Below are 19575 nucleotides of genomic sequence, written 5' to 3'. Positions count from 1 at the left end.
GCGGGGCGATCAGCCCCAGTCCCGGCAGACGTATTTGATTTCCATGAACTCTTCCATTCCGCGACGCGAGCCTTCGCGGCCGAGGCCGGATTGCTTCATGCCGCCGAACGGGATCGGCGCGCCGGTGACCTTGGTGCGGTTGACCGCGACCATGCCGAATTGCAGCGCGCGGGTGGCGCGGTAGATGCGTTTCGGGTTCTGGCTGTGGACGTAAGCCACCAGCCCGTATTCGGTCGCGTTGGCTTTGGCGAAGACCTCTTCTTCCGTGTCGAAGACGGTGATCGGAGCGACCGGGCCGAAGGTCTCCTCCTGCATGATCTTTGCGTTATCAGGCACATCGGTCAGCACGGTCGGCGCGAAGAACAGCGGGCCGCGATCGAGCCGCTTGCCGCCGCAGGCGAGTTTCGCGCCTTTCGCCAGTGCGTCGGCGACATGCTCTTCCTGTTTGGCCACCGCTTTTTCGTTCATCAGCGGGCCGATATCGGGATCATCCATGCCAATGCCCACGCTGAGCGCCTGCGTGGCCTCGGTGAAGCGGCGGCAGAACTCGTCATAGACTTGGCGCTCGACATAGATCCGGTTCGCGCCGAGGCAGTCCTGACCGGAAGTTGCGAATTTCGCCTTTATCACCTCTTCCACCGCGCGGTCCAGATCGGCGCCCTTGAAGACGATCACCGGGGCGTGGCCTCCCAGTTCGAGGACCAGCCGCTTCACGGTTTCCGCCGATTGGCGATAGAGCAGGCGGCCCACTTCGGTCGAGCCGGTGAAGGAAAGCGCGCGGACGCGGGTGTCGTCGCACCACGGCTCGACGATCTCGGGGGCGTGGCCGGTCAGCACGTTGAACACGCCTGCGGGAAGGCCCGCGCGCTCGGCCAGTTCCGCCAGCGCCAGCGCGGAGTAGGGCGTCTCATGCGAGGGGTGCGCGACGACGGTGCAGCCAGCCGCGATGGCGGCGGCGGCCTTGCGGGTCAGCATCGCGGCGGGAAAGTTCCACGGCGTCACGAGGCCCACGACGCCCACGGGCTCCAACCACAGCTCCACCTCGGCGTCGTGCAGATGCGAGGTGACGCCCTCGATATTCGGGCGCTTGGCCTCTTCGGCGTAGTATTCGATGAAGCTCGCCGCATAGTCGATCTCGCCCAGGGCTTCGCTCAGCGGTTTGCCCTGTTCGAGCACCATGATCCGCGCCAGATCGTCCTTCGCTGCGAGGATCAGGTCGAACCAGCGGCGCAGAATGGCGGAACGCTCCTGCGGCAGCGTCATCGACCAGTCGAGAAAGGCGGCTTGGGCGGCATCGACCGCTGCGCGCGATTGGCTGCGGTTGAGTGCGGTGATATCGCCCAGACGTTCGGCATTGGCGGGGTTGGTGACGGGGATGACCTCGCCCGTCTCGCCCGCGATCCAGCGGCCATTCACATAGGAAAAGCTGCGCAGCAGGCGCTTGTCGGCAATATCGGGGCGGGCGGAAATGGCGGTATCGAGCATGAGAGACCTCCTTGGTTGAGATCACTCTGCGCCCGATTTCACAGGGTAATAGTCCGAATGGACTGCGCGGGCCCCGGATTTGGGCTGAAATAGCGCCGTCCGTCAGTCCATTTGGTCTGCGAAGAGGTCGAAGGGGGGCATGGCGGCGTTCTTCACCTCTTTCGTGACGATATAGGTGAAGTAGCGCGCGATGCCGATCCGCGCGTCCAGCATCGAGTCGATGAGCCGCTGATAGGCGTCGATGTCGCGGGTCACGATCTGCATCAGGTAGTCGAAGCCGCCGCCCAGAGCCCAGCAGCCCACGACCTCGGGGTGCTGATCGAGCGAACGCTCGAATGTCTGGAAACTGGCGGCGGTGTGATCGGCCAGTTCGGCGGCCACGAACAGCGTCACATGCGGCCCGAGCTTCTTGAGGTTGAAGGTCGCGCGATAGCCCGCGATCAGGCCCGCTTTCTCCAGCTTTTTCAGCCGGTCCCAGGCAGGAGTGGGCGAGAGGTTGATCTTCTCGGCCAGCGCCGCCTTGGTGATGCGGCCCTCGCGCGCCAGCACGCGCAGAATTTCGATATCGCGGGGGTCGAGCTTGATCATGGCGCCACGCTACACCGGGTTAACGCCCTGCGCATCCCCGATTTTTCGGGTCCGGTGCAGCACTGCTCATTCGGCTGGTTCACGTTGCTTGGATTGCGGAGCGCGGAAGCGCTCCTTGGCCGAACCGTAGGGCTCCACCGTCCGGCGTTTGCGGCGCAACCCGTCGGCATCGCCCCGGCGCAGGCGCAGGAAATAGAGCGCCGAGAGCGGCCCCGTCGCGCCCGCGATCGCAAAGCCCCAGAGGAAGGCGTGGATCGGGATCATCTCGGCCCCTGTCGTGGTCGCCGCCGAGCCTGCGGTCAGTTCCAGCACCACGCCCGCCAGCGCGATGCCGAGCGCGAGCGAGACCTGACGGCTCATCGCGGTGAAGGCGGTGGCGGGGCTCATCTCGCGCGTGTCGAGATCGGCGAACCCGATGGAGTTGATCGCCGTGAAGACGACCGATTGCGCCGCGCCCCCGATCAGCAGAAGCGGGATCAGTTGCCAGTCATGGATGCTCGTCACGGTGAGGAAGCCGAAGATCGTCGCGCCGCGGATCACCGCCGCCCAGATCATCACCCTTTTGAAGCCGAACCGGTCGAGGATGCGCGGCACGAAAGTTCGCAGGCTGACCGCGCCCACCGCGTTCAGACCCGTCAGCGCACCCGAAACCATCACCGAAGCACCGAGGCCCAGTTGGAAGAACAGCGGCAGCAGCAGCGAGATCGCCCCGTTCGACAGCCGGAAGATCAGCCCGCCGGTGATCGAGACATCGAAGGTGCGGTGCCGGAACAACCGGAGATCGAGAAGCGGCTCGGACGTATTGCGCGCCCGCAGCCAGTAGAGGATCAGAAGCGCCACGCCCGCGACGCTGAGGCCCGCAGCGGCCTGCCACGGCAGGATATGCTCGCCCAGCGCGGAAAACCCGGTCATCACCGCCGCAAGACCCACGGCCGAGAGCAGGAAGCCGGGGAAGTCGAACGGTTTCGGCTCGGGCGGGCCGTCGGCGGGCATGTGGCGCAGCGTCAGCCAGATCGCCAGCGCACCCAGCGGCAGGTTCATCAGGAAGATCGAACGCCAGCCGAGGAAGGTCGTCACCGTGGCGCCCACGAAGGGGCCCAGCGCCGGGCCGATCAGCGCGGGCAGGGTGACATAGACCATCGCGCGGGTCATTTCCTCCTTGGAGGTGTGGCGCAGCACGATCAACCGGCCCACCGGACTCATCATCGCAGCTCCGATGCCCTGCAACGCGCGGGCCAGCACCAGCCCGGTCAGGCTCGTTTGGATCGCGCAGAGAAGCGAGGCCACGAGAAACACGCCCATCGCCGCGAGAAAGGTCCGCCGCGCCCCGATCCGGTCCGCGATCCAGCCCGAGATCGGCACGAAAGCCGCGAGCGCGATCAGATAGGTCGCCATCGCCATCTTGAGCGACAGCACCGGCACCGACAGGTCCCGCGCGATCACCGGGATCGCGGTCGCCAGAACGGTCGCGTCGATCAGCTCCATCAGGAGCGACAGCGCCACCGTCAGCGGAATGATATTGTCTCGAAGCCTGCTCAACATGACCGGGCATAGCTAGCACGCGGGCGCACGGAGTCACCCCGTGGCCGCGCGCAGGCTTGCGTGCTCTATCGCGCAGGTGAGGCGGGCAAAGAAAAGCCCCGCCCGAGAGGGGCGGGGAGTTGGGAGTGAAGGGGCCTGCTTCCGGGCAAGAGAGACAGGAGAACCCGGAAGCAGGTCGGTCGGAAACCCGGGCAGGGAGGGGTGGAGAGAGAAAACCCGGTCTTTCCGTATGTCGTCGGGCATCGGCAGTGGACAGCGGTCCCCGGGGGTGGCGTGTCCCGGTTTGCCATCTCGCCTTTGCCCTTGCGTCTCGAGATGTGCAGGGTGAACCGATGCAGCAATGCCTCAGTTCCGATATTTCATGCGCCTCCCGCCCATGTGAGATCGGCTCTTATTTGCGTGAAGAGTTGCGAGGGCGCGTTCTCTTGCGTCAGGTCAAACCACTGTCATCGGTTTTGCGCTAGGGTCGGCGCGGAATCGCAACGCTAGGAGGCTGCGGGATGAAGGATCTGGCCGGGGACAAGACGCCGCCGCGCAAGGGCGCGGGCAAGGGTGCCGGAAAAGCTGCGGGCAAATCTGCACAGGCCGACACGCCTCAGGCCGAGGAGCACAGCGCGGCACTGGCCTCATTCGAGCGGCTCGACCGGTTGTCTCACGCGCTGATGGGCCGGGCCGAGGGCGGGCTGTCTCCGATTTCGCTCGGGCTCGCGTTTTCCGATTGGGCGACCCATCTTGCGCTCAGCCCCGGCAAGCAGGCCGAGTTGGGCTGGAAAGCGGGTCGCAAATGGATGCACCTGTTACGCGAGATGGCACCGCACCGGAGCGACGACGAGGGCGCGCAGCCGCTCGAGCCGCTGCCGCAGGACCGCCGCTTCTCTGCGCCCGATTGGCAGAAGTTCCCGTATTCCCTCTATGCGCAGAGTTTCCTGCATGCCCAGCAATGGTGGCACAACGCGACGACGGATGTGCGCGGGGTCGAAGCACGCCACGAGCAGATGATGCAGTTCTACGCGCGGCAATGGCTCGACATGGCGTCGCCCACGAATTTCATCGCGACCAATCCGCTAGTGCTCGCTCAGACGTTGAAGGAGGGCGGTGTGAACCTCATGCGCGGGGCGCGCTATTGGGGCGAGGATGCGGTCAAGGTGATGACAGGCGACACCAAGCCGGAGCCCACGTTGATCCCGGGAACCGATGTCGCGCTGACGCCGGGCAAGGTGGTGCTGCGCAACGATCTGATCGAGTTGCTGCAATACGAGCCCAGCACGCCGAAGGTCCATTCGGTGCCGCTGCTGATCGTCCCGGCATGGATCATGAAATATTACATCCTCGATCTGGAGGAGACGAATTCGCTGATCCGCTGGCTTGTGGGGCAAGGCTTCACCGTTTTTGCGATCTCGTGGAAGAACCCTGACGAGGGCGACCGCGATCTGGGCTTCGACGATTACCGCGAAGAGGGCGTGATGACGGCGCTCGATGCGGTCTGCGAGATCACCGGGGCGGAAAAGGTTCACGGGCTGGGCTATTGCCTCGGCGGCACGCTTCTGTCGGTCGCGGCGGCGGCGATGGCGCGCGATGGCGATGACCGGCTGGCCTCGCTCACGATGCTGGCGGCGCAGGTCGATTTCACCGAGGCCGGGGAATTGAGCCTGTTCACCAATGAAGATCAGCTGAGCCTGATCGAAGACATGATGTGGGAGGAGGGCTATCTCGACAAGACCGCGATGGCGGGCACTTTCACCATGCTCAAATCGAAGGACCTGATCTGGTCGCAGGCGGTCCACACCTATCTGATGGGCGAGCGCGAGACGGATGGCGCGATGGCCTCGTGGAGCCATGACGCGACGCGGATGCCCTACAAGATGCATTCGCAATATCTGCGCCGGCTGTTTCTCGACAACGATCTGGCCGAGGGGCGGATGGATACGCGCGGCGCGCCGGTCTTCCTGCAGGATATCGAGACGCCGGTTTTCGCCGTCGCGACCCAGACCGATCACATCGCGCCCTGGCATTCGGTCTTCAAGCTGACATGGTCGCTGCCGGGCGCCGTCACCTTCGCGCTGGTCTCGGGCGGGCACAATACCGGGATCGTGCGCCCGCCGGGCGCGCCGCGCGCGAGCTACCGCTTGATGGAGCACCGCCCCGGCATGTTGCACCCCTCTGCCTCCGACTGGGCCGCAGAATGCGCGCCCCGCGAAGGGTCGTGGTGGGAGCCGTGGGCGAAATGGCTGCGCAAGACGGGCGACGGGCAGGAGATCGAGCCGCCGCCCATGGGCAAGGGGCGCAAGTATCGCCCGCTCTGCGATGCGCCGGGCTCTTATGTGCTGATCCGCTAGGGCTGGTCCACGTCGGGCAGCATCGCGCGCAGCGTCTCGATCCGGTCGGCCTCGGCGGCGGGCTTGTCCCAGCGAATGCGCGAGATGCGCGGGAAGCGCATCGCGACGCCGGATTTGTGCCGGGTGGAGCGGTTGAGCCCCTCGAAGGCCACCTCCACCACCAGATCGGGCGACAGGGAGCGCACCGGGCCGAAGCGCTCCACGGTGTGATTGCGCACGAAACGGTCGAGCTTGCGCAGTTCCTCGTCGGTGAAGCCGGAATAGGCTTTGCCCACAGGCACGAGCCGCTCGCCCTCCCAGACGCCGAAGGTGAAATCGGAATAGAAGCCCGAGCGTTTGCCATGCCCGCGTTGCGCATACAGGATCACCGCGTCGATGATGCGCGGGTCGCGCTTCCACTTGAACCACGGCCCCTTGGGGCGGCCCGCCATGTAGGGCGTGTCGCGGCGTTTCAGCATGACGCCTTCGATCACCACTTCGGGCGGCGCTTCGCGTAGGTTGGCAAGGTCGTCCCATGTGTCGAAGGGCAGCAGTTCCGAGACGTCGAACCGGTCGGAATTCAGTTCGGCCACGAGGGCCTCCAGCCGGGTGCGGCGGGTCGCGAAGGGCAGGGGGCGCAGGTCTTCCTCGCCCTCGATCAGGATATCGTAGAGCCGCAGCGCCGCCGGATGGGAGGCCAGCATCGCCTTGCCCGGAGATTTTCGCCCCAGCCGCTTTTGCAGATCGCCGAAGGGCGCGACCTGATCGCCGCGCCGCACGATCAACTCGCCATCCAGCGCGCCCTCGAAGTCCATATGCGCGACCACATCGGGGAAAGCGCCGGAGATATCCTCGCCGGTGCGCGAATAGAGCCGCCGCTCGCCGCCCTCGGCCACGGCCTGCACCCGGATGCCGTCCCATTTCCACTCGGCGGCGAAATCCCCCGGCGGCAGATCGGTCAGCGCCTCGAGATCGGTCGGCGTCGAGAGCATCACCGGCCGGAACGGCGCAAAGCCCGCGCGTTCGGGTTTCTCGCCACCCTCGATCCAGTCGAAAAGCGGCTGATAGGGCGGCGAGAGCCCGTGCCAGATTTCCTCGATCTCTTCCAGCTCGGGCCTGCCGACCGAGGCCAGCGCCACCCGCGCGAGCCGCGCCGAGACCCCGACGCGCAGCCCCCCGGTCGCAAGCTTCAGAAGCGCATAGCGTTCCGAGGGTTCCAGCCGATCCAGCCAACCCGCGATCAGCGGCCCGACGCGGGTCTTGGGCGTGTCCTGCAAGGTCTCGACGATCTCGACCAGATCGACGTCCTGGGCCGTATTCTCCTGCGGCCAGATCAGCGCGATCGTCTCGGCCAGATCGCCGACATAGTCGTAGCTGAGCGCGAAAAGCTCGGGATCGACCCGCTCGCCCACCATGGCGCGCAGGACCGCAGGCTGCGCGCGGCCCAGCTCCAGCTCTCCGGTCAGGGCCGCCAGAGCATAGCCGCGCTCGGGGTCAGGCGCATGGCGCAGGTAATCGGCCAGCACGCTCAGCTTGGCATTGCGCCCCGGCGTGAAGGCGAGCCGTTCGAGAAGGACCGCGAAGGCTTTCATTCCGGCTCCTCCTCGTAGCCCACGAGGTGCAGCGGACGGGCCACGCGCCCCTCCAGTTCCGCCCAGCGCATCAGCGCTTCCTCGCGGCCATGGGTGATCCACAGCTCGGACGGATCGACCTCGCGCACCGTGCGCGTCAGGTCGACCCAGTCGATATGGTCCGAGATCACCAGCGGCAGCTCGACGCCGCGCTGGCGGGCGCGTGCGCGGATCTGCATCCAACCGGAGGCGAAAGAGATCACCGGGTCGGCAAAGCGCTGCACCCAAGGCGAGGAAAAGGCCGAGGGGGGCGCGATCACCAGCGCCTCGCGCAAGTCTCGCGCCTCAGCCTTGTCCATCGTGGCGGGGCGAAGATCGCCCAGGGGGATGCCCTGCTCGATGTGATAGTCGCAAAGCCGCTGCAGCGCGCCGTGGATGTAGATCGGCGCGTCATAGCCCGCTTCGCGCGCCAGCATGATCACCCGCTGCGCCTTGCCCAGCGCGTAGGCGCCCACCAGATGCGGGCGCTCGGGGGCTGCGCGCATGGAGGCCATCAGCTTGGCCATCTCGGAGGCCGGGTCGGGATGTTTGAAAACCGGAAGCGCGAAGGTCGCCTCGGTGATGAACGTATCGCAGGGCACCGGCTCGAAGGGCGCGCAGGAGGGATTGGCCACGCGCGCGTAATCGCCCGACGCCACGATCCGCTGCCCGCGATGCGTGATCGCGATCTGCGCGGAGCCCAGCACATGTCCTGCCGGGTGAAAGCTGACATCCACGCCGCCTACGGAGAGCGGCCCCTCATAGGCCTGCCGCTGCCCCGCGAAATCCTCGCCATAGCGGATCGCCATGATCTCCAGCGTCTGGCGCGTGGCCAGCACATGCCCGTGGCCTGCGCGCGCGTGATCGGCATGGCCATGCGTGATCAGCGCGCGCGCCACGGGGCGACTCGGGTCGATGTAGAAGTTGCCGCTAGGGCAGTAGAGCCCCTCGGGGCGCGGGATCAGAAGCGGCTCGGCCATCGGTCCTTCACTTACGCTAACGCTCGAAATGCATACGCGGGCGCGCGATCTCGGCCCAAATTTTCGGCATTTGCCTTGAGCCAAGCTTTTCGCGCTACGATTGTTCCAAATCAAACGCTGTGCGCCGTACCCATGCTAGTCTCGCGCCATCCAGTCACAAGGGAGGCTGACATGGCACAGAAGAAATCCGCACCCGGGATGAACATGGCTGGCTGCATGCCAGTGCCGGATATGGGGTCGGTAAGCTCGGTGATGGCGCCGCAGCTCAAGATGATGGAATCGATGATTGCGCAGAATATCGAGTTGCTCGAGTTTCTGAAGACCCGCTTCGAGCGCGATCAGGAGATGGTCACCCAGTTGGCGGAAACGCCCGATCCGATGCGCGCGATGAGCCTCTGGGGCGAATTCTGGCAGCGCACGGCCAGCGATTACACCGCCGAGATGACGAAGCTCGCGACCTCGATGACGGGGATTGCGGAACGCGCAGTGCGCTCGGCCACCGAAGAGGGCGAAGCGCTCGCCAAGGCGGTCGGAAAAAAGTGACGACTCGGGTCGGCAAGCACGGGGTGAGCCTCGGAGACGTGCCGGTCTGAGTGACCCGACAGATAGTTAGGCGCGGCAAGCCAGAGGGGCTCGCCGCGCGCAGTGCTGTCTGTGGGGCTGTTTGCGGGCGTTACTTCTTGTAGATCCAGCCGCCGCCGAAGATGCGGCTGTGTTCGGGCGCGTAGAACACGCAGGCCTGACCGGGGCTGACGCCTTCCTCCGGCACGACCAGCTCGACTTCAGCCTCGGTCTCCGAGATCGGCCGGATGATCGCTTCGCGCGGCGGACGGGTCGAGCGGACCTTGACCTTCAGGTGCCATTCCTTGCGCGAGGTGAAGGGCTCGTCGCCCAGCCAGTTGATCTCGCGCACCGGGATGGTTCGGGTGGAGAGCGCCTCTTTCGGGCCGACGACCACATGGCGGGTGTCCGGATCGAGCTTCACCACGTAAAGCGGGTCTTCGAGACCGCCGATACCGAGGCCCCGCCGCTGACCGATCGTGTAGTGGATCACGCCCCGATGCTGGCCGAGCACATTGCCCTCCATATCCACGATATCGCCGGGATCGGCCGCGCCGGGGCGCAGCTTCTCGATGACGCTCGCGTAATTCCCGTTCGGCACGAAGCAGATATCCTGACTGTCGGGCTTGTCGGCCACCGCCAGCCCGTATTTCGCCGCCAGCTCCCGCGTCGCATCCTTCGAGGGCAGGTGACCCAGCGGGAAGCGCAGGTAATCGAGCTGCTCGGGCGTGGTCGAAAACAGGAAATAGCTCTGGTCGCGGTTCGCATCGGCTGCGCAATGCAGCTCGGGCCCGGCCGCGCCGTCCTTGCGCTGGATGTAATGGCCCGTCGCCATGCAATCGGCATCGAGGTCCTTCGCCGTCTCCAGCAGGTCCTTGAACTTCACGCGCTCGTTGCAGCGGATGCAGGGCACCGGCGTCGCGCCGCCAAGATAGGCGTCGGCGAATTCGTCGATCACCGCCTCGCGGAAAGTGTTCTCGTAATCGAGCACGTAATGCGGAAAGCCCATTTCCTCGGCCACGCGGCGCGCGTCGTGGATGTCCTGCCCGGCGCAGCACGCGCCTTTCTTGGCCAGCGCCGCGCCATGGTCGTAAAGCTGCAGCGTCACGCCCACCACGTCATAGCCTTCCTCGGCCAGTTTGGCGGCCACGACCGAGCTATCGACGCCGCCCGACATGGCGACGACGACGCGGGTGTCCGCGGGCGGTTTGGCGAAACCGAGCGAATTGAGCGGCAAATCCTTGGGCATGATGAAGCGTCCTTTAACGAGACGTGCAACAATATAGGAAAATGCGACCCACTCTCAACCCCGCGTTTCACGCAGTGTTAAGGGCCCGCGCGCCAGTGTGGCCGGCGTGAAGAGCTTGAAGGGGTGAGCCCATGTATCTCAAGAAAGTCGATGGTCCGCGCGCGGTGACCCTCGCCGACGGCACGATCCTGACGCGCGCGGATCTGCCCTCTCCGAAAACCCGACGATGGGTGGCGAGCCGGAAAGCGGTGATCGTGCAGGCGGTCGCGCATGGGTTGATCGCCCGCGACGAGGTTCTGGAGCGCTATGCGCTCTCTGATGAGGAATTGGATCTCTGGATCGAGGGTGTCGAAAGGCACGGGATTCAAGGTCTTAAAGTCACCGCGATCCAGAAATTGAAACAACTTTAGATTGCGATGTAACGGAAACGTGACAAGGTAACCCGGTGTTAACCATTTGGTGTAAGTCTCGACCCCGATCGAGGGATTAATGCGGAGAACCCAGGATGCGGATTTTATTGGTGGAAGACGACCCGACGACGTCGCGCAGTATCGAATTGATGCTGACGCACGCGAATCTCAACGTCTACTGCACCGATCTGGGGGAGGAAGGAATCGATCTCGCGAAGCTCTACGATTACGATCTGATCCTGCTCGACCTCAATCTTCCCGACATGAACGGGCACGAGGTGCTACGGCAATTGCGTCTGGCCAGGATCGACACGCCGATCCTGATTCTCACCGGCGCGGACGACACCGAGAACAAGATCAAGGGATTCGGCTTCGGCGCCGATGACTACATGACCAAGCCGTTTCATCGCGAGGAATTGGTGGCGCGCATTCACGCGATCATCCGCCGGTCCAAAGGTCATGCCCAATCGATCATCCGCACCGGCAAGATCTCGGTCAATCTCGATGCGAAGACGGTCGAGGTCGATGGCAAGCCGGTGCATCTCACCGGCAAGGAATATCAGATGCTCGAACTGCTCAGCCTCCGGAAGGGCACGACCCTCACGAAGGAGATGTTCCTGAACCATCTGTATGGCGGCATGGATGAGCCCGAATTGAAGATCATCGACGTCTTCATCTGCAAACTGCGCAAGAAGCTCGCCGATGCCACCGAGGGTGAGAATTACATCGAAACCGTCTGGGGCCGCGGCTATGTGCTGCGCGATCCCGACCCGTCCGAGTTGGAGCGGCGCATCGCGATGGGTGCCTGACGTCCCGAAAGCCGATGATCTCCGTCGTCACGGCTCTTTACGCCCCCTCGGTGCTTGCCTAAACCAAGGTCAGCACGAGGGGGTCTTTTTATGTCCGAGCCAAGCCGCACCGAGATCGACGCGCTGAGCGAGGCCGAGGCCCGCGCTGAGCTGCCCGAGCTGATCGCGAAGATCGCGGCGGCCAATACCGCCTACCACACCCATGACGCACCCGAGATTTCGGATGCGGAGTACGACGCGCTCAAGCAGCGCCTCGCGGTGATCGAGGCGAAATTCCCCGCGCTGAAATCGGAGCAATCGCCCAGCGAACAGGTCGGCGGGCAGCTCGCCGAAGGCTTCGGCAAGATCACCCATGCGATCCGCATGATGAGCCTCGCCAACGCGTTCTCCGACGAGGACGTGACCGAATTCGATGAGAGCATCCGCAGCTTCCTCGGCCTGAAATCCGACGCGCCGCTCAACTACACGGCCGAGCCGAAGATCGACGGGCTCTCGCTGTCGATCCGCTACGAACACGGCAAGCTGATCCACGCGGCCACGCGCGGTGATGGCGCGGTCGGCGAAAACGTCACCGAAAATGCCCGCACCATCGACGATATTCCGACGTCGATCGCGGACGCGCCGGACGTGCTGGAAGTCCGCGGCGAGGTCTATATGAGCCACGCCGATTTCGAGGCGCTCAATACCCGCAACGAGGCCGCGGGCGAGAAGCGTTTCGCCAATCCGCGTAACGCCGCCGCCGGATCGCTCCGCCAGCTCGACCCGAAAGTCACCGCGTCGCGCCCGCTGAAATTCTTCGCCTATGCCTGGGGCGAGCTGTCCGCGCCACTGGCCGACACCCAGATCGACGCCATCGCGCGGCTGCAATCTCTCGGCTTTCAGACCAACCCGATGACTGAGCTGTGCGACGGCCCCGCCGATATGCTTAGCCATTACCGCGAGATCGAGGCCAAGCGCGCCACGCTCGGCTACGATATCGACGGCGTCGTCTACAAGGTGAACGACCTCGCGCTGCAGCGCCGCCTCGGGTTCCGCTCGACCACGCCGCGTTGGGCGATCGCGCATAAATTCCCCGCCGAGCTTGCGTGGACGCAGCTCGAAGGGATCGACATTCAGGTCGGTCGCACCGGGGCGCTCTCGCCGGTCGCGCGGCTGACGCCGGTGACCGTGGGCGGCGTCGTCGTGTCGAACGCGACGCTGCATAACGAGGATTACATCGCCGGGCGCGATTCCAAGGGCGCCGAGATCCGCGGCGGCAAGGATATCCGCATCGGCGATTGGGTGCAGGTCTATCGCGCGGGGGACGTGATCCCGAAGATCGCCGATGTGGACCTCACGCGTCGTCCCGACGATGCGGTGCCCTACGACTTTCCGACCCATTGCCCGCGCTGCGGATCCGAGGCGATCCGCGAAGAAGGCGATGCGGTGCGCCGCTGCACGGGCGGTCTGATCTGCCCCGCGCAAGCCGTGGAAAAGCTGAAACATTTCGTTTCCCGCGCGGCGTTCGACATCGAAGGGCTCGGCGCGAAACAGGTCGAGCAATTCTACGAGGATGGCTGGATCAAGGAGCCCGCCGACATCTTCACTCTGGAAGAGCGCTACGGGCAGGGCCTCCAGCAACTCAAGAACCGCGAGGGCTGGGGGGAGAAATCCGCGCGCAACCTCTTTGCCGCGATCGCCGAGAAACGCACGATCCCGCTGCAACGGCTGATCTTCGCGCTCGGCATCCGCCATGTCGGCGAAACCAGCGCCGGAATGCTCGCGACTCATTACGGCACGTGGGAGGCGTTCGAGACCGCGATGACCCAGGCCGAGTGCGGGCAGGGCCAGGAATGGGACGATCTGATCTCGATCGACGGGGTCGGCGAGACGCTCGCAACATCCGTCGTGACAACCTTCCAGCAAGAGGCCGAGCGCGCCTCGATCGACCGTCTCACCGCGCATCTAACTGTCGAGGAGGCCGAGAAGCCGAAATCCGACAGCCCGGTTTCGGGCCTCACCGTCGTCTTTACCGGCACGCTGGAGAAGATGACGCGGGCCGAGGCGAAGGCGCGGGCCGAGGCGCTTGGTGCCAAGGTTTCGGGCTCGGTCAGCGCGAAGACCGACCTGCTCGTGGCTGGCCCCGGCGCGGGCTCGAAAGCCAAGAAAGCGGCCGAATTGAACATCCGCGTCATCGACGAGGATGAATGGATCGCGCTCGCGGGGGGCGCATGAGCACGCGGCCCGCAGAGCTTTTCGAGCTTTTTGCCGAGCTCGACAGTCTTGCGGGCGTTGGCCCGAAAACGGCCAAACATTTCGAGGGGTTGGGGATCACCCGCCCGCGCGATGTCCTGTTCACCTTGCCCTATTCGGTGATCGACCGCCGCCCCGTCGCGACCGTGCAAGGCGTGCCCGCGGGCACTACCGTCACCGTCGAAGTGACCATCGGCGCTCATAGCCCCGCACGCAAACAAGGCGCACCCGATCGGGTTCTGTGCCATGACGCGCAGGGCGACATCACGCTGGTCTTCTTCCGGGCGCGCGGCGACTGGCTCGCGAAACAGATGCCCAACGGGGCGCGGCGGATCATTTCGGGCAAGCTCGAAATCTACGACGGGCAGGCGCAGATCGTGCATCCCGACTACATACTTCCGCCCGAAAATGCGGACGAGATGCCCCGGTTCGAGCCGGTCTATCCGCTCACCGCGGGCGTCACGCAAAAGCTGATGGCGAAGGCGGCGGAGGGGGCCTTGGCGCGCGCGCCCGACCTGCCGGAATGGATCGACGATGCGCTGAAGCGCCGCGAGGGTTGGCCGGATTGGCAGGACGCGGTGCGAGCGGCGCATCACCCTGAAAAGATTGACGATCTTTCGTCCACTGCGCCGGCACGCGCGCGTCTCGCCTATGACGAGCTTTTCGCCCACCAGATGACGCTCGCGCTCGCGCGGCGCCAGTCGCGGCGCAAGAAGGGGCGGGTGACGCGTGGCACGGGCAAGCTCTCGGCGCAGGTGCTGGCCAGCCTGCCTTACAAGCCGACCGGCGCACAGACCCGCGCGATTGCGGAGATCGCGGGCGATCTGGGATCCGAGCGGCGGATGAACCGGCTGCTGCAGGGCGATGTCGGCGCCGGCAAGACGCTGGTCGCCTTCATGGCGCTGCTGACCGCGGTCGAGGCTGGCGGGCAGGGCGTGATGATGGCGCCCACGGAAATTCTCGCGCGTCAGCATCTCGAAGGTCTGGCGCCGCTGGCCGAGGCGGCGGGCGTTCGGCTGGAGATCCTGACCGGGCGCGACAAGGGGGCGGAGCGGGCGCGTAAGCTCGCCGATCTGGCCTCGGGCGCGATCGGCATCCTCGTCGGCACCCATGCGGTTTTTCAGAAAGACGTGGAATTTCAGGATTTGCGGCTTTCCGTGATCGACGAACAGCATCGCTTCGGCGTCGCGCAGCGGATGGAGCTGGGCGCCAAGGGGCAGGCGGTCGACGTGCTGGTGATGACCGCCACACCGATCCCGCGCTCGCTCGCGCTGGCGCAATATGGCGACATGGATGTGAGCCTCTTGGACGAGAAGCCGCCGGGCCGGACGCCGGTCAAGACCGCGCTCGTCGCGATGGAGCGGATGGGCGAGGTGGTCGAACATCTGCGCAAAGCGGTGGCCGAGGGGCGGCAGGCCTATTGGGTCTGCCCGCTGGTCGAAGAGAGCGAGCGTGTCGATCTGAGCTCTGCGACCGACCGTTTTCTGGCGTTGCGCGCGGCGCTTGGCGACGATGTCGTGGGGCTGGTTCACGGCCAGATGCCGTCGGCCGAAAAAGACGCCGCGATGGCGGCCTTCGTGAAGGGGCAGACCCGCGTTCTGGTCGCGACGACGGTGATCGAGGTGGGCGTGAACGTGCCCAACGCGTCGATCATGGTGATCGAGCGGGCCGAGAGCTTCGGTCTCGCGCAGCTGCACCAGTTGCGCGGGCGGGTCGGGCGTGGGGCTGCTGCCTCGACCTGCCTGATGATCTACCAGACGCCCTTGAGCGAGACGGCCGAACGGCGCCTGTCGATCCTGCGCGAAAGCGAGGACGGGTTCCGCATCGCGGAGGAAGACCTCGCCATGCGCGGGGCGGGCGATGTGATCGGCACGGCGCAGTCTGGCCTGCCGCGGTTCCGCGTGGCTGACCTCGAACGCCAGGCCGGTCTGATGGCGGTGGCGCAGTCGGATGCGCGCAAGCTCCTGTCCGACGATCCCGAGTTGAGCGGCCCACGTGGACAGGCGGCGCGAGTGCTGCTGTGGCTGATGGAACAGGACCGCGCGATCCGTCTGATCGGCATCGGCTGAGCCCCGTTCGACTCACGTTCTCCCCTAGTGTTCTCAAATGTTCCTAAAAAGTTCTTTACACGCGACGTCAACTGTGAGAACAAAGTAGCAACAGAGGGAATGGAGGTGCCAGATGGCCAAGGAAATCAAGGAACTTCTCGACCGCAATCACAGCACGCTGCTGGCCGACGCCGTGGGGGGCATCGCGCTTTGCGCAAGCTTCATCATGGCGCTTTGGCTGCCGGGGCTCCTCTAAGCCCGACCTGTCTCATCGTTACTGCCTCGCGCTTTTTGGCTGCCGCACCTGTCCCAAACCTGCGGCTTCGCCTGTCCCCCAGGCCCGCCTGTCCGTAAAGCGCAACTTCAGCCGCCGCTCTTTCGAGTGGCGGCTTTTTTTATTGCGAGGAAGAGGGTGGTTAGCGGCTCAGCACTGCTCGAGCGCTTCGAGCGTCGCCTCGGGGGCGAGCAGGATCGAGCCATGCCGATTGGGGTAGTCGCGCGCGGCTTGCAGAACCTCATACTCGCCGAAAGGCGCATCGGGGACGGGGCCGCCTTTGAGCATCTCGGCCAGCTGATCGCGCAGCTTCGCGACCTCGTCGCGCGTGCGACCCACGGCCTGCGCCCCGAAGATCGCAGCTGAAGCCTGACCCAGCGCGCAGGCATGCACGGTCTGGCTATAGCCGGTCACGCGGCCGTCCGCGCAGGTCAGCGAGACCTCGACCGTGGAGCCGCACAGCGGCGCGCGCTTGCGCACGGTCACATCGGGCTCGGGGAGCGGATCGGTGCCCGGCATATCGGCGGCGAGCGCCAGAATACGCTGCGAATAGAGCTTGATCAGATCGGTGTCGCTCATCTCTTTCCCCTTCGGCCCGTCCGGCGTAGATAGGACCTGAGCCACAGGAAGGAAAGAGCCGATGCCATTCGATCCCGCCAGCTTGACCTATGACGCCAACGGTTTGATCCCCGCGATCGCGCAGGATGCGCTCTCGGGCGATATCCTGATGATGGCCTGGATGAACGCGGAAAGCGTCGCGAAGACACTTGAAACAGGACGCGTAACCTATTGGTCGCGCTCGCGGAAATCGTTCTGGGTGAAGGGCGAGACCTCGGGCCATGTGCAGCGCCTGCGCGAGATGCGGGTCGATTGCGACCGCGACACGCTTCTGGTGCTGGTCGAGCAGGAAGGCCCGGCTTGCCACACCAATCGCAGGTCGTGCTTCTACACCGCGATCCGCGATGGCGAAGAGGTCGAGATCCTCACGCCGATGGAAGATTGAGAGCGGCCCTTCGGGGAGGATATTTCCGTCAAGAGGAAGCGGGCAGCCCGACCATGCGGCGAATGTCGCCCGGGGTGGCCCCGTCCTCGCGGTATTTCGCGATGGCGCGGGCGTCGTCGCGCTTGGCGAGGCGCTTGCCATTCTCGTCGCGAATTAAGTCGTGATGGCAATAAGTTGGCGTCGGAAGTTCAAGCATCGCTTGAAGCAGAACATGGATCTGCGTGGCGTCGAACAGGTCCGCGCCGCGGGTGACATGAGTAATGGCTTGCGCGGCATCGTCGAGCACGACTGCGAGATGATAGGACGTGCCCATCTCGCGCCGCGCGAGCACGACATCGCCCACCTTGTCGATCAGATCGGCGCGGGAGACGTTATGCGTGCCTTTGTGCAGCGCGCAGATTTCCTCGAAACGGATATCGCGGGCGGCACGGATCATGTTCAGGCGTAGCGCGCTGTCGGGCAGCGGAGCCCCGGGGCGACGCGCGCCGCGCTCGCGGCAGGTGCCGGGGTAGATCAGACCGTCGGGCCCGTATTGCACGCCTTCCTGCGGTGCGGAGGCTGCCGCCTCGATATCACGCCGCGTGCAGGTGCAGGCAAAGAGAAGGTCTCTTTCCCAAAGTGTTTCAAGGGCTTCGCGATAGATGTTCAAGCGGTCCGATTGGCGGAGAACCGGCCCGTCCCAGGTCAGCCCAAGCCAGCGCAGATCGTCATAGATCTGCTCTTCCCAATGCGGTCGCGCGCGGCTTTGGTCGATATCTTCGATCCGCAGCAGGAACTGGCCGCCGGCCTTGCGTGCCATGTCATGCGCGAAGATCGCACTATAGGCATGGCCCAGATGCAGCGGGCCCGTTGGCGAGGGGGCGAAGCGTGTGATCATTGACGCGCGCACCCCGCCAAATCAGCCGCCCGCGCGGCGATCCGCATGCGCCTGATAGATCAGGATCCAGGCGAGCAGGATGAACATCGGATGCGTCAGCCCGCCAGAGAAGATGATCGCCGGAATCCAGATCACGAAGACGAGGATCGCGAGGAAGATGCGACCGATCAGCACGATTGAAAGCGGCGGCAGAAACAGGGCCAGAACGTAATTCATACAGTCTCTCCTTGCTGCGCCAGCCAGTCGCCGAAGACCGTCTTGGCGCGATCGGTATAGGCCTTGTAGCGGTCTTTGCGGCCACGCCGCCCGCCCTTGGCGTCGATCGGCGGGAAGAGCCCGAAATTGACGTTCATCGGTTGGAAAGTCTTCGCCTCGGCCCCGCCGGTGATGTGGGTGATCAACGCCCCCATCGCGGTTTCGGGTCCCGGCGGCGGCAGTTCGCGGCCTTGAAGTTCGGCAGCGGCCATACGACCGGCCAGCAACCCCATCGCGGCGCTCTCGACATAGCCTTCCACGCCGGTGATCTGGCCGGCGAAGCGCAGGTTCGGGTGCGATTTCAGACGCATCTGCGCATCGAGCAGCGTCGGCGAGTTGATGAACGTGTTGCGGTGGATGCCGCCGAGGCGCGCGAACTTGGCATCCTGAAGTCCCGGAATCATCCGGAAAACATCGGCTTGCGCGCCGTACTTCATCTTGGTCTGGAAACCCACGATATTGTAGATCGTGCCGAGCGCATTGTCGCGGCGCAACTGCACGACGGCCCAGGCCTTGGTCTGCGGATCGTGTTCATTGGTCAGACCGACCGGCTTCATCGGCCCGTGGCGCAGGGTCTCGCGGCCGCGTTCGGCCATCACCTCGATCGGCAGGCAGCCGTCGAAATAGCCCGCGGTTTCGCCCTCGTGGAACTCGGTCTTGTCGGCCTCGAGCAGCGCGTCGATGAAGGCTTCGTATTCGTCCTTCGTCATCGGGCAGTTGATATAGGCCGTGCGCTCCTCCTCGGTCTCTCCCTTGTCGTAGCGCGACTGACGCCACGCGACGGACATGTCGATCGTGTCGGCATAGACGATGGGTGCGATGGCGTCGAAGAAGGCCAGACGCTCTTCGCCGGTGGCTTGCAGGATCGCTTTGCCCAAGGATTCCGAGGTCAGCGGGCCGGTTGCGAAGATCCATTTTCCACTTGAAGGAAGCTCCGTAACTTCTTCCTCGGTAAAGGAAATATTTTCATGGGCGCGCAGCGCCTCGGTCACGGATTGCGAAAACGCCTCGCGGTCCACGGCCAGCGCACCGCCTGCGGGCAGACGGTGCTTGCGCGCGGTCTCCATGATCAACCCGTTCGCAGCGCCCATTTCCCAATGGAGCTGGCCCACGGCATTGCGCTCGTGATCGTCCGAGCGGAACGAATTCGAGCAGACCATCTCGGCATAGTTGCCCGTCTGGTGCGCAAAGGTTTCGACCTTGGGCCGCATTTCGTGCAGCACCACGCGGATTCCGGCATTCGCCGCTTGCCAGGCCGCTTCCGAGCCCGCCATGCCACCGCCGACGATATGAAGTTCTTCTGTCATGGCCGCTCATGTAGTGGTCAAAGCGGCAAA

At 64.9% G+C, this 19575-nt stretch carries 18 protein-coding genes; 8 read left to right on the top strand and 10 right to left on the bottom strand.

Features of this window, described 5'->3' with window-relative positions:
• Positions 1-9: 9 nt before the first annotated feature.
• The 3 genes from BMI87_RS08465 to BMI87_RS08455 all read right to left on the bottom strand — a co-directional run bounded on the left by BMI87_RS08465 (position 10) and on the right by BMI87_RS08455 (position 3615).
• On the bottom strand, positions 10-1485 hold the full coding sequence (locus BMI87_RS08465) for an NAD-dependent succinate-semialdehyde dehydrogenase (protein WP_078520747.1): 1476 nt from the start codon (positions 1483-1485) through the stop codon (positions 10-12).
• 102 nt (positions 1486-1587) lie between these two features.
• Positions 1588-2073, bottom strand: coding sequence for an Lrp/AsnC family transcriptional regulator (locus BMI87_RS08460; RefSeq protein WP_152844310.1), 486 nt, complete (start codon positions 2071-2073; stop codon positions 1588-1590).
• A gap of 66 nt (positions 2074-2139) precedes the next feature.
• Positions 2140-3615 (bottom strand): MFS transporter, encoded by a 1476-nt coding sequence (locus tag BMI87_RS08455; protein ID WP_078520746.1) that lies wholly within the window; start codon positions 3613-3615, stop codon positions 2140-2142.
• Positions 3616-4115: 500 nt separating this feature from the next.
• Between BMI87_RS08455 and BMI87_RS08450 the strand changes: the two genes are divergently transcribed.
• The gene (locus tag BMI87_RS08450; RefSeq protein WP_078520745.1) at positions 4116-5951 is read left to right on the top strand and encodes an alpha/beta hydrolase; all 1836 of its coding nucleotides are present in this window, start codon (positions 4116-4118) and stop codon (positions 5949-5951) included.
• Here the strand turns inward: BMI87_RS08450 and BMI87_RS08445 are convergent.
• Positions 5948-7522: a cisplatin damage response ATP-dependent DNA ligase gene (locus tag BMI87_RS08445; RefSeq protein ID WP_078520744.1), complete on the bottom strand. Its 1575-nt coding sequence runs from the start codon at positions 7520-7522 to the stop codon at positions 5948-5950. The genes BMI87_RS08450 and BMI87_RS08445 overlap by 4 nt on opposite strands.
• Positions 7519-8520, bottom strand: coding sequence for a ligase-associated DNA damage response exonuclease (locus BMI87_RS08440; protein ID WP_078520743.1), 1002 nt, complete (start codon positions 8518-8520; stop codon positions 7519-7521). Before BMI87_RS08440 ends, BMI87_RS08445 begins: the two co-directional genes overlap by 4 nt.
• Positions 8521-8691: 171 nt before the next feature.
• Here BMI87_RS08440 and BMI87_RS08435 point away from each other — a divergent pair, with 171 nt between their 5' ends.
• Complete coding sequence (locus BMI87_RS08435) at positions 8692-9063, top strand: phasin family protein (protein WP_165756948.1); 372 nt, start codon at positions 8692-8694, stop codon at positions 9061-9063.
• A 130-nt stretch (positions 9064-9193) separates the two neighbouring features.
• Here BMI87_RS08435 and mnmA read toward each other — a convergent pair whose 3' ends face one another.
• Complete coding sequence (gene mnmA / locus BMI87_RS08430; RefSeq protein WP_078520741.1) at positions 9194-10330, bottom strand: tRNA 2-thiouridine(34) synthase MnmA; 1137 nt, start codon at positions 10328-10330, stop codon at positions 9194-9196.
• A gap of 131 nt (positions 10331-10461) precedes the next feature.
• Between mnmA and BMI87_RS08425 the strand changes: the two genes are divergently transcribed.
• The 5 genes from BMI87_RS08425 to BMI87_RS22920 all read left to right on the top strand — a co-directional run bounded on the left by BMI87_RS08425 (position 10462) and on the right by BMI87_RS22920 (position 16085).
• Complete coding sequence (locus tag BMI87_RS08425; protein WP_078520740.1) at positions 10462-10740, top strand: DUF1153 domain-containing protein; 279 nt, start codon at positions 10462-10464, stop codon at positions 10738-10740.
• A 95-nt stretch (positions 10741-10835) separates the two neighbouring features.
• The gene (ctrA, locus tag BMI87_RS08420; protein WP_078520739.1) at positions 10836-11549 is read left to right on the top strand and encodes a response regulator transcription factor CtrA; all 714 of its coding nucleotides are present in this window, start codon (positions 10836-10838) and stop codon (positions 11547-11549) included.
• Positions 11550-11639: 90 nt separating this feature from the next.
• Positions 11640-13763 carry an NAD-dependent DNA ligase LigA gene (gene ligA, locus BMI87_RS08415; RefSeq protein ID WP_078520738.1) on the top strand — a complete coding sequence of 708 codons (2124 nt, stop codon included), beginning with the start codon at positions 11640-11642 and terminating at the stop codon, positions 13761-13763.
• The gene (gene recG / locus BMI87_RS08410; protein ID WP_078521033.1) at positions 13760-15850 is read left to right on the top strand and encodes an ATP-dependent DNA helicase RecG; all 2091 of its coding nucleotides are present in this window, start codon (positions 13760-13762) and stop codon (positions 15848-15850) included. Before ligA ends, recG begins: the two co-directional genes overlap by 4 nt.
• 112 nt (positions 15851-15962) lie before the next feature.
• The gene (locus BMI87_RS22920) at positions 15963-16085 is read left to right on the top strand and encodes a hypothetical protein (protein WP_255266459.1); all 123 of its coding nucleotides are present in this window, start codon (positions 15963-15965) and stop codon (positions 16083-16085) included.
• 168 nt (positions 16086-16253) lie between these two features.
• Here BMI87_RS22920 and BMI87_RS08405 read toward each other — a convergent pair whose 3' ends face one another.
• A complete protein-coding gene (locus tag BMI87_RS08405) occupies positions 16254-16682 on the bottom strand; it encodes an iron-sulfur cluster assembly scaffold protein (RefSeq protein WP_078520737.1) in 429 nt (142 codons plus the stop codon).
• A 61-nt stretch (positions 16683-16743) separates the two neighbouring features.
• Between BMI87_RS08405 and hisI the strand changes: the two genes are divergently transcribed.
• Positions 16744-17106: a phosphoribosyl-AMP cyclohydrolase gene (hisI, locus tag BMI87_RS08400; protein WP_078520736.1), complete on the top strand. Its 363-nt coding sequence runs from the start codon at positions 16744-16746 to the stop codon at positions 17104-17106.
• Positions 17107-17134: 28 nt separating this feature from the next.
• Here hisI and gluQRS read toward each other — a convergent pair whose 3' ends face one another.
• The 3 genes from gluQRS to trmFO are packed head-to-tail and all read right to left on the bottom strand — an operon-like array spanning position 17135 to position 19545.
• Positions 17135-17983: a tRNA glutamyl-Q(34) synthetase GluQRS gene (gene gluQRS / locus BMI87_RS08395; protein ID WP_078520735.1), complete on the bottom strand. Its 849-nt coding sequence runs from the start codon at positions 17981-17983 to the stop codon at positions 17135-17137.
• A 21-nt stretch (positions 17984-18004) separates the two neighbouring features.
• Complete coding sequence (locus tag BMI87_RS08390; protein WP_078520734.1) at positions 18005-18199, bottom strand: hypothetical protein; 195 nt, start codon at positions 18197-18199, stop codon at positions 18005-18007.
• Positions 18196-19545: a methylenetetrahydrofolate--tRNA-(uracil(54)-C(5))-methyltransferase (FADH(2)-oxidizing) TrmFO gene (gene trmFO / locus BMI87_RS08385; RefSeq protein ID WP_078520733.1), complete on the bottom strand. Its 1350-nt coding sequence runs from the start codon at positions 19543-19545 to the stop codon at positions 18196-18198. The genes BMI87_RS08390 and trmFO overlap by 4 nt, the downstream gene beginning before the upstream one ends.
• Positions 19546-19575: the final 30 nt, after the last annotated feature.

The organism is Thioclava sp. F28-4 (assembly GCF_002020045.1).
Taxonomy (GTDB): Bacteria; Pseudomonadota; Alphaproteobacteria; order Rhodobacterales; family Rhodobacteraceae; genus Thioclava; species Thioclava sediminum.
Note: the sequence above shows the minus strand (reverse complement) of the source record. Positions and strands in the feature narration are given on the sequence as shown.

Bases quoted from the DNA above. Each gene is read 5' to 3' on its own strand.
- BMI87_RS08465 (WP_078520747.1), bottom strand. From the start codon at position 1,485: ATGCTCGATACCGCCATTTCCGCCCGCCCCGATATTGCCGACAAGCGC.
- BMI87_RS08460 (WP_152844310.1), bottom strand. From the start codon at position 2,073: ATGATCAAGCTCGACCCCCGCGATATCGAAATTCTGCGCGTGCTGGCG.
- BMI87_RS08455 (WP_078520746.1), bottom strand. From the start codon at position 3,615: ATGTTGAGCAGGCTTCGAGACAATATCATTCCGCTGACGGTGGCGCTG.
- BMI87_RS08450 (WP_078520745.1), top strand. From the start codon at position 4,116: ATGAAGGATCTGGCCGGGGACAAGACGCCGCCGCGCAAGGGCGCGGGC.
- BMI87_RS08445 (WP_078520744.1), bottom strand. From the start codon at position 7,522: ATGAAAGCCTTCGCGGTCCTTCTCGAACGGCTCGCCTTCACGCCGGGG.
- BMI87_RS08440 (WP_078520743.1), bottom strand. From the start codon at position 8,520: ATGGCCGAGCCGCTTCTGATCCCGCGCCCCGAGGGGCTCTACTGCCCT.
- BMI87_RS08435 (WP_165756948.1), top strand. From the start codon at position 8,692: ATGGCACAGAAGAAATCCGCACCCGGGATGAACATGGCTGGCTGCATG.
- mnmA (WP_078520741.1), bottom strand. From the start codon at position 10,330: ATGCCCAAGGATTTGCCGCTCAATTCGCTCGGTTTCGCCAAACCGCCC.
- BMI87_RS08425 (WP_078520740.1), top strand. From the start codon at position 10,462: ATGTATCTCAAGAAAGTCGATGGTCCGCGCGCGGTGACCCTCGCCGAC.
- ctrA (WP_078520739.1), top strand. From the start codon at position 10,836: ATGCGGATTTTATTGGTGGAAGACGACCCGACGACGTCGCGCAGTATC.
- ligA (WP_078520738.1), top strand. From the start codon at position 11,640: ATGTCCGAGCCAAGCCGCACCGAGATCGACGCGCTGAGCGAGGCCGAG.
- recG (WP_078521033.1), top strand. From the start codon at position 13,760: ATGAGCACGCGGCCCGCAGAGCTTTTCGAGCTTTTTGCCGAGCTCGAC.
- BMI87_RS22920 (WP_255266459.1), top strand. From the start codon at position 15,963: ATGGCCAAGGAAATCAAGGAACTTCTCGACCGCAATCACAGCACGCTG.
- BMI87_RS08405 (WP_078520737.1), bottom strand. From the start codon at position 16,682: ATGAGCGACACCGATCTGATCAAGCTCTATTCGCAGCGTATTCTGGCG.
- hisI (WP_078520736.1), top strand. From the start codon at position 16,744: ATGCCATTCGATCCCGCCAGCTTGACCTATGACGCCAACGGTTTGATC.
- gluQRS (WP_078520735.1), bottom strand. From the start codon at position 17,983: ATGATCACACGCTTCGCCCCCTCGCCAACGGGCCCGCTGCATCTGGGC.
- BMI87_RS08390 (WP_078520734.1), bottom strand. From the start codon at position 18,199: ATGAATTACGTTCTGGCCCTGTTTCTGCCGCCGCTTTCAATCGTGCTG.
- trmFO (WP_078520733.1), bottom strand. From the start codon at position 19,545: ATGACAGAAGAACTTCATATCGTCGGCGGTGGCATGGCGGGCTCGGAA.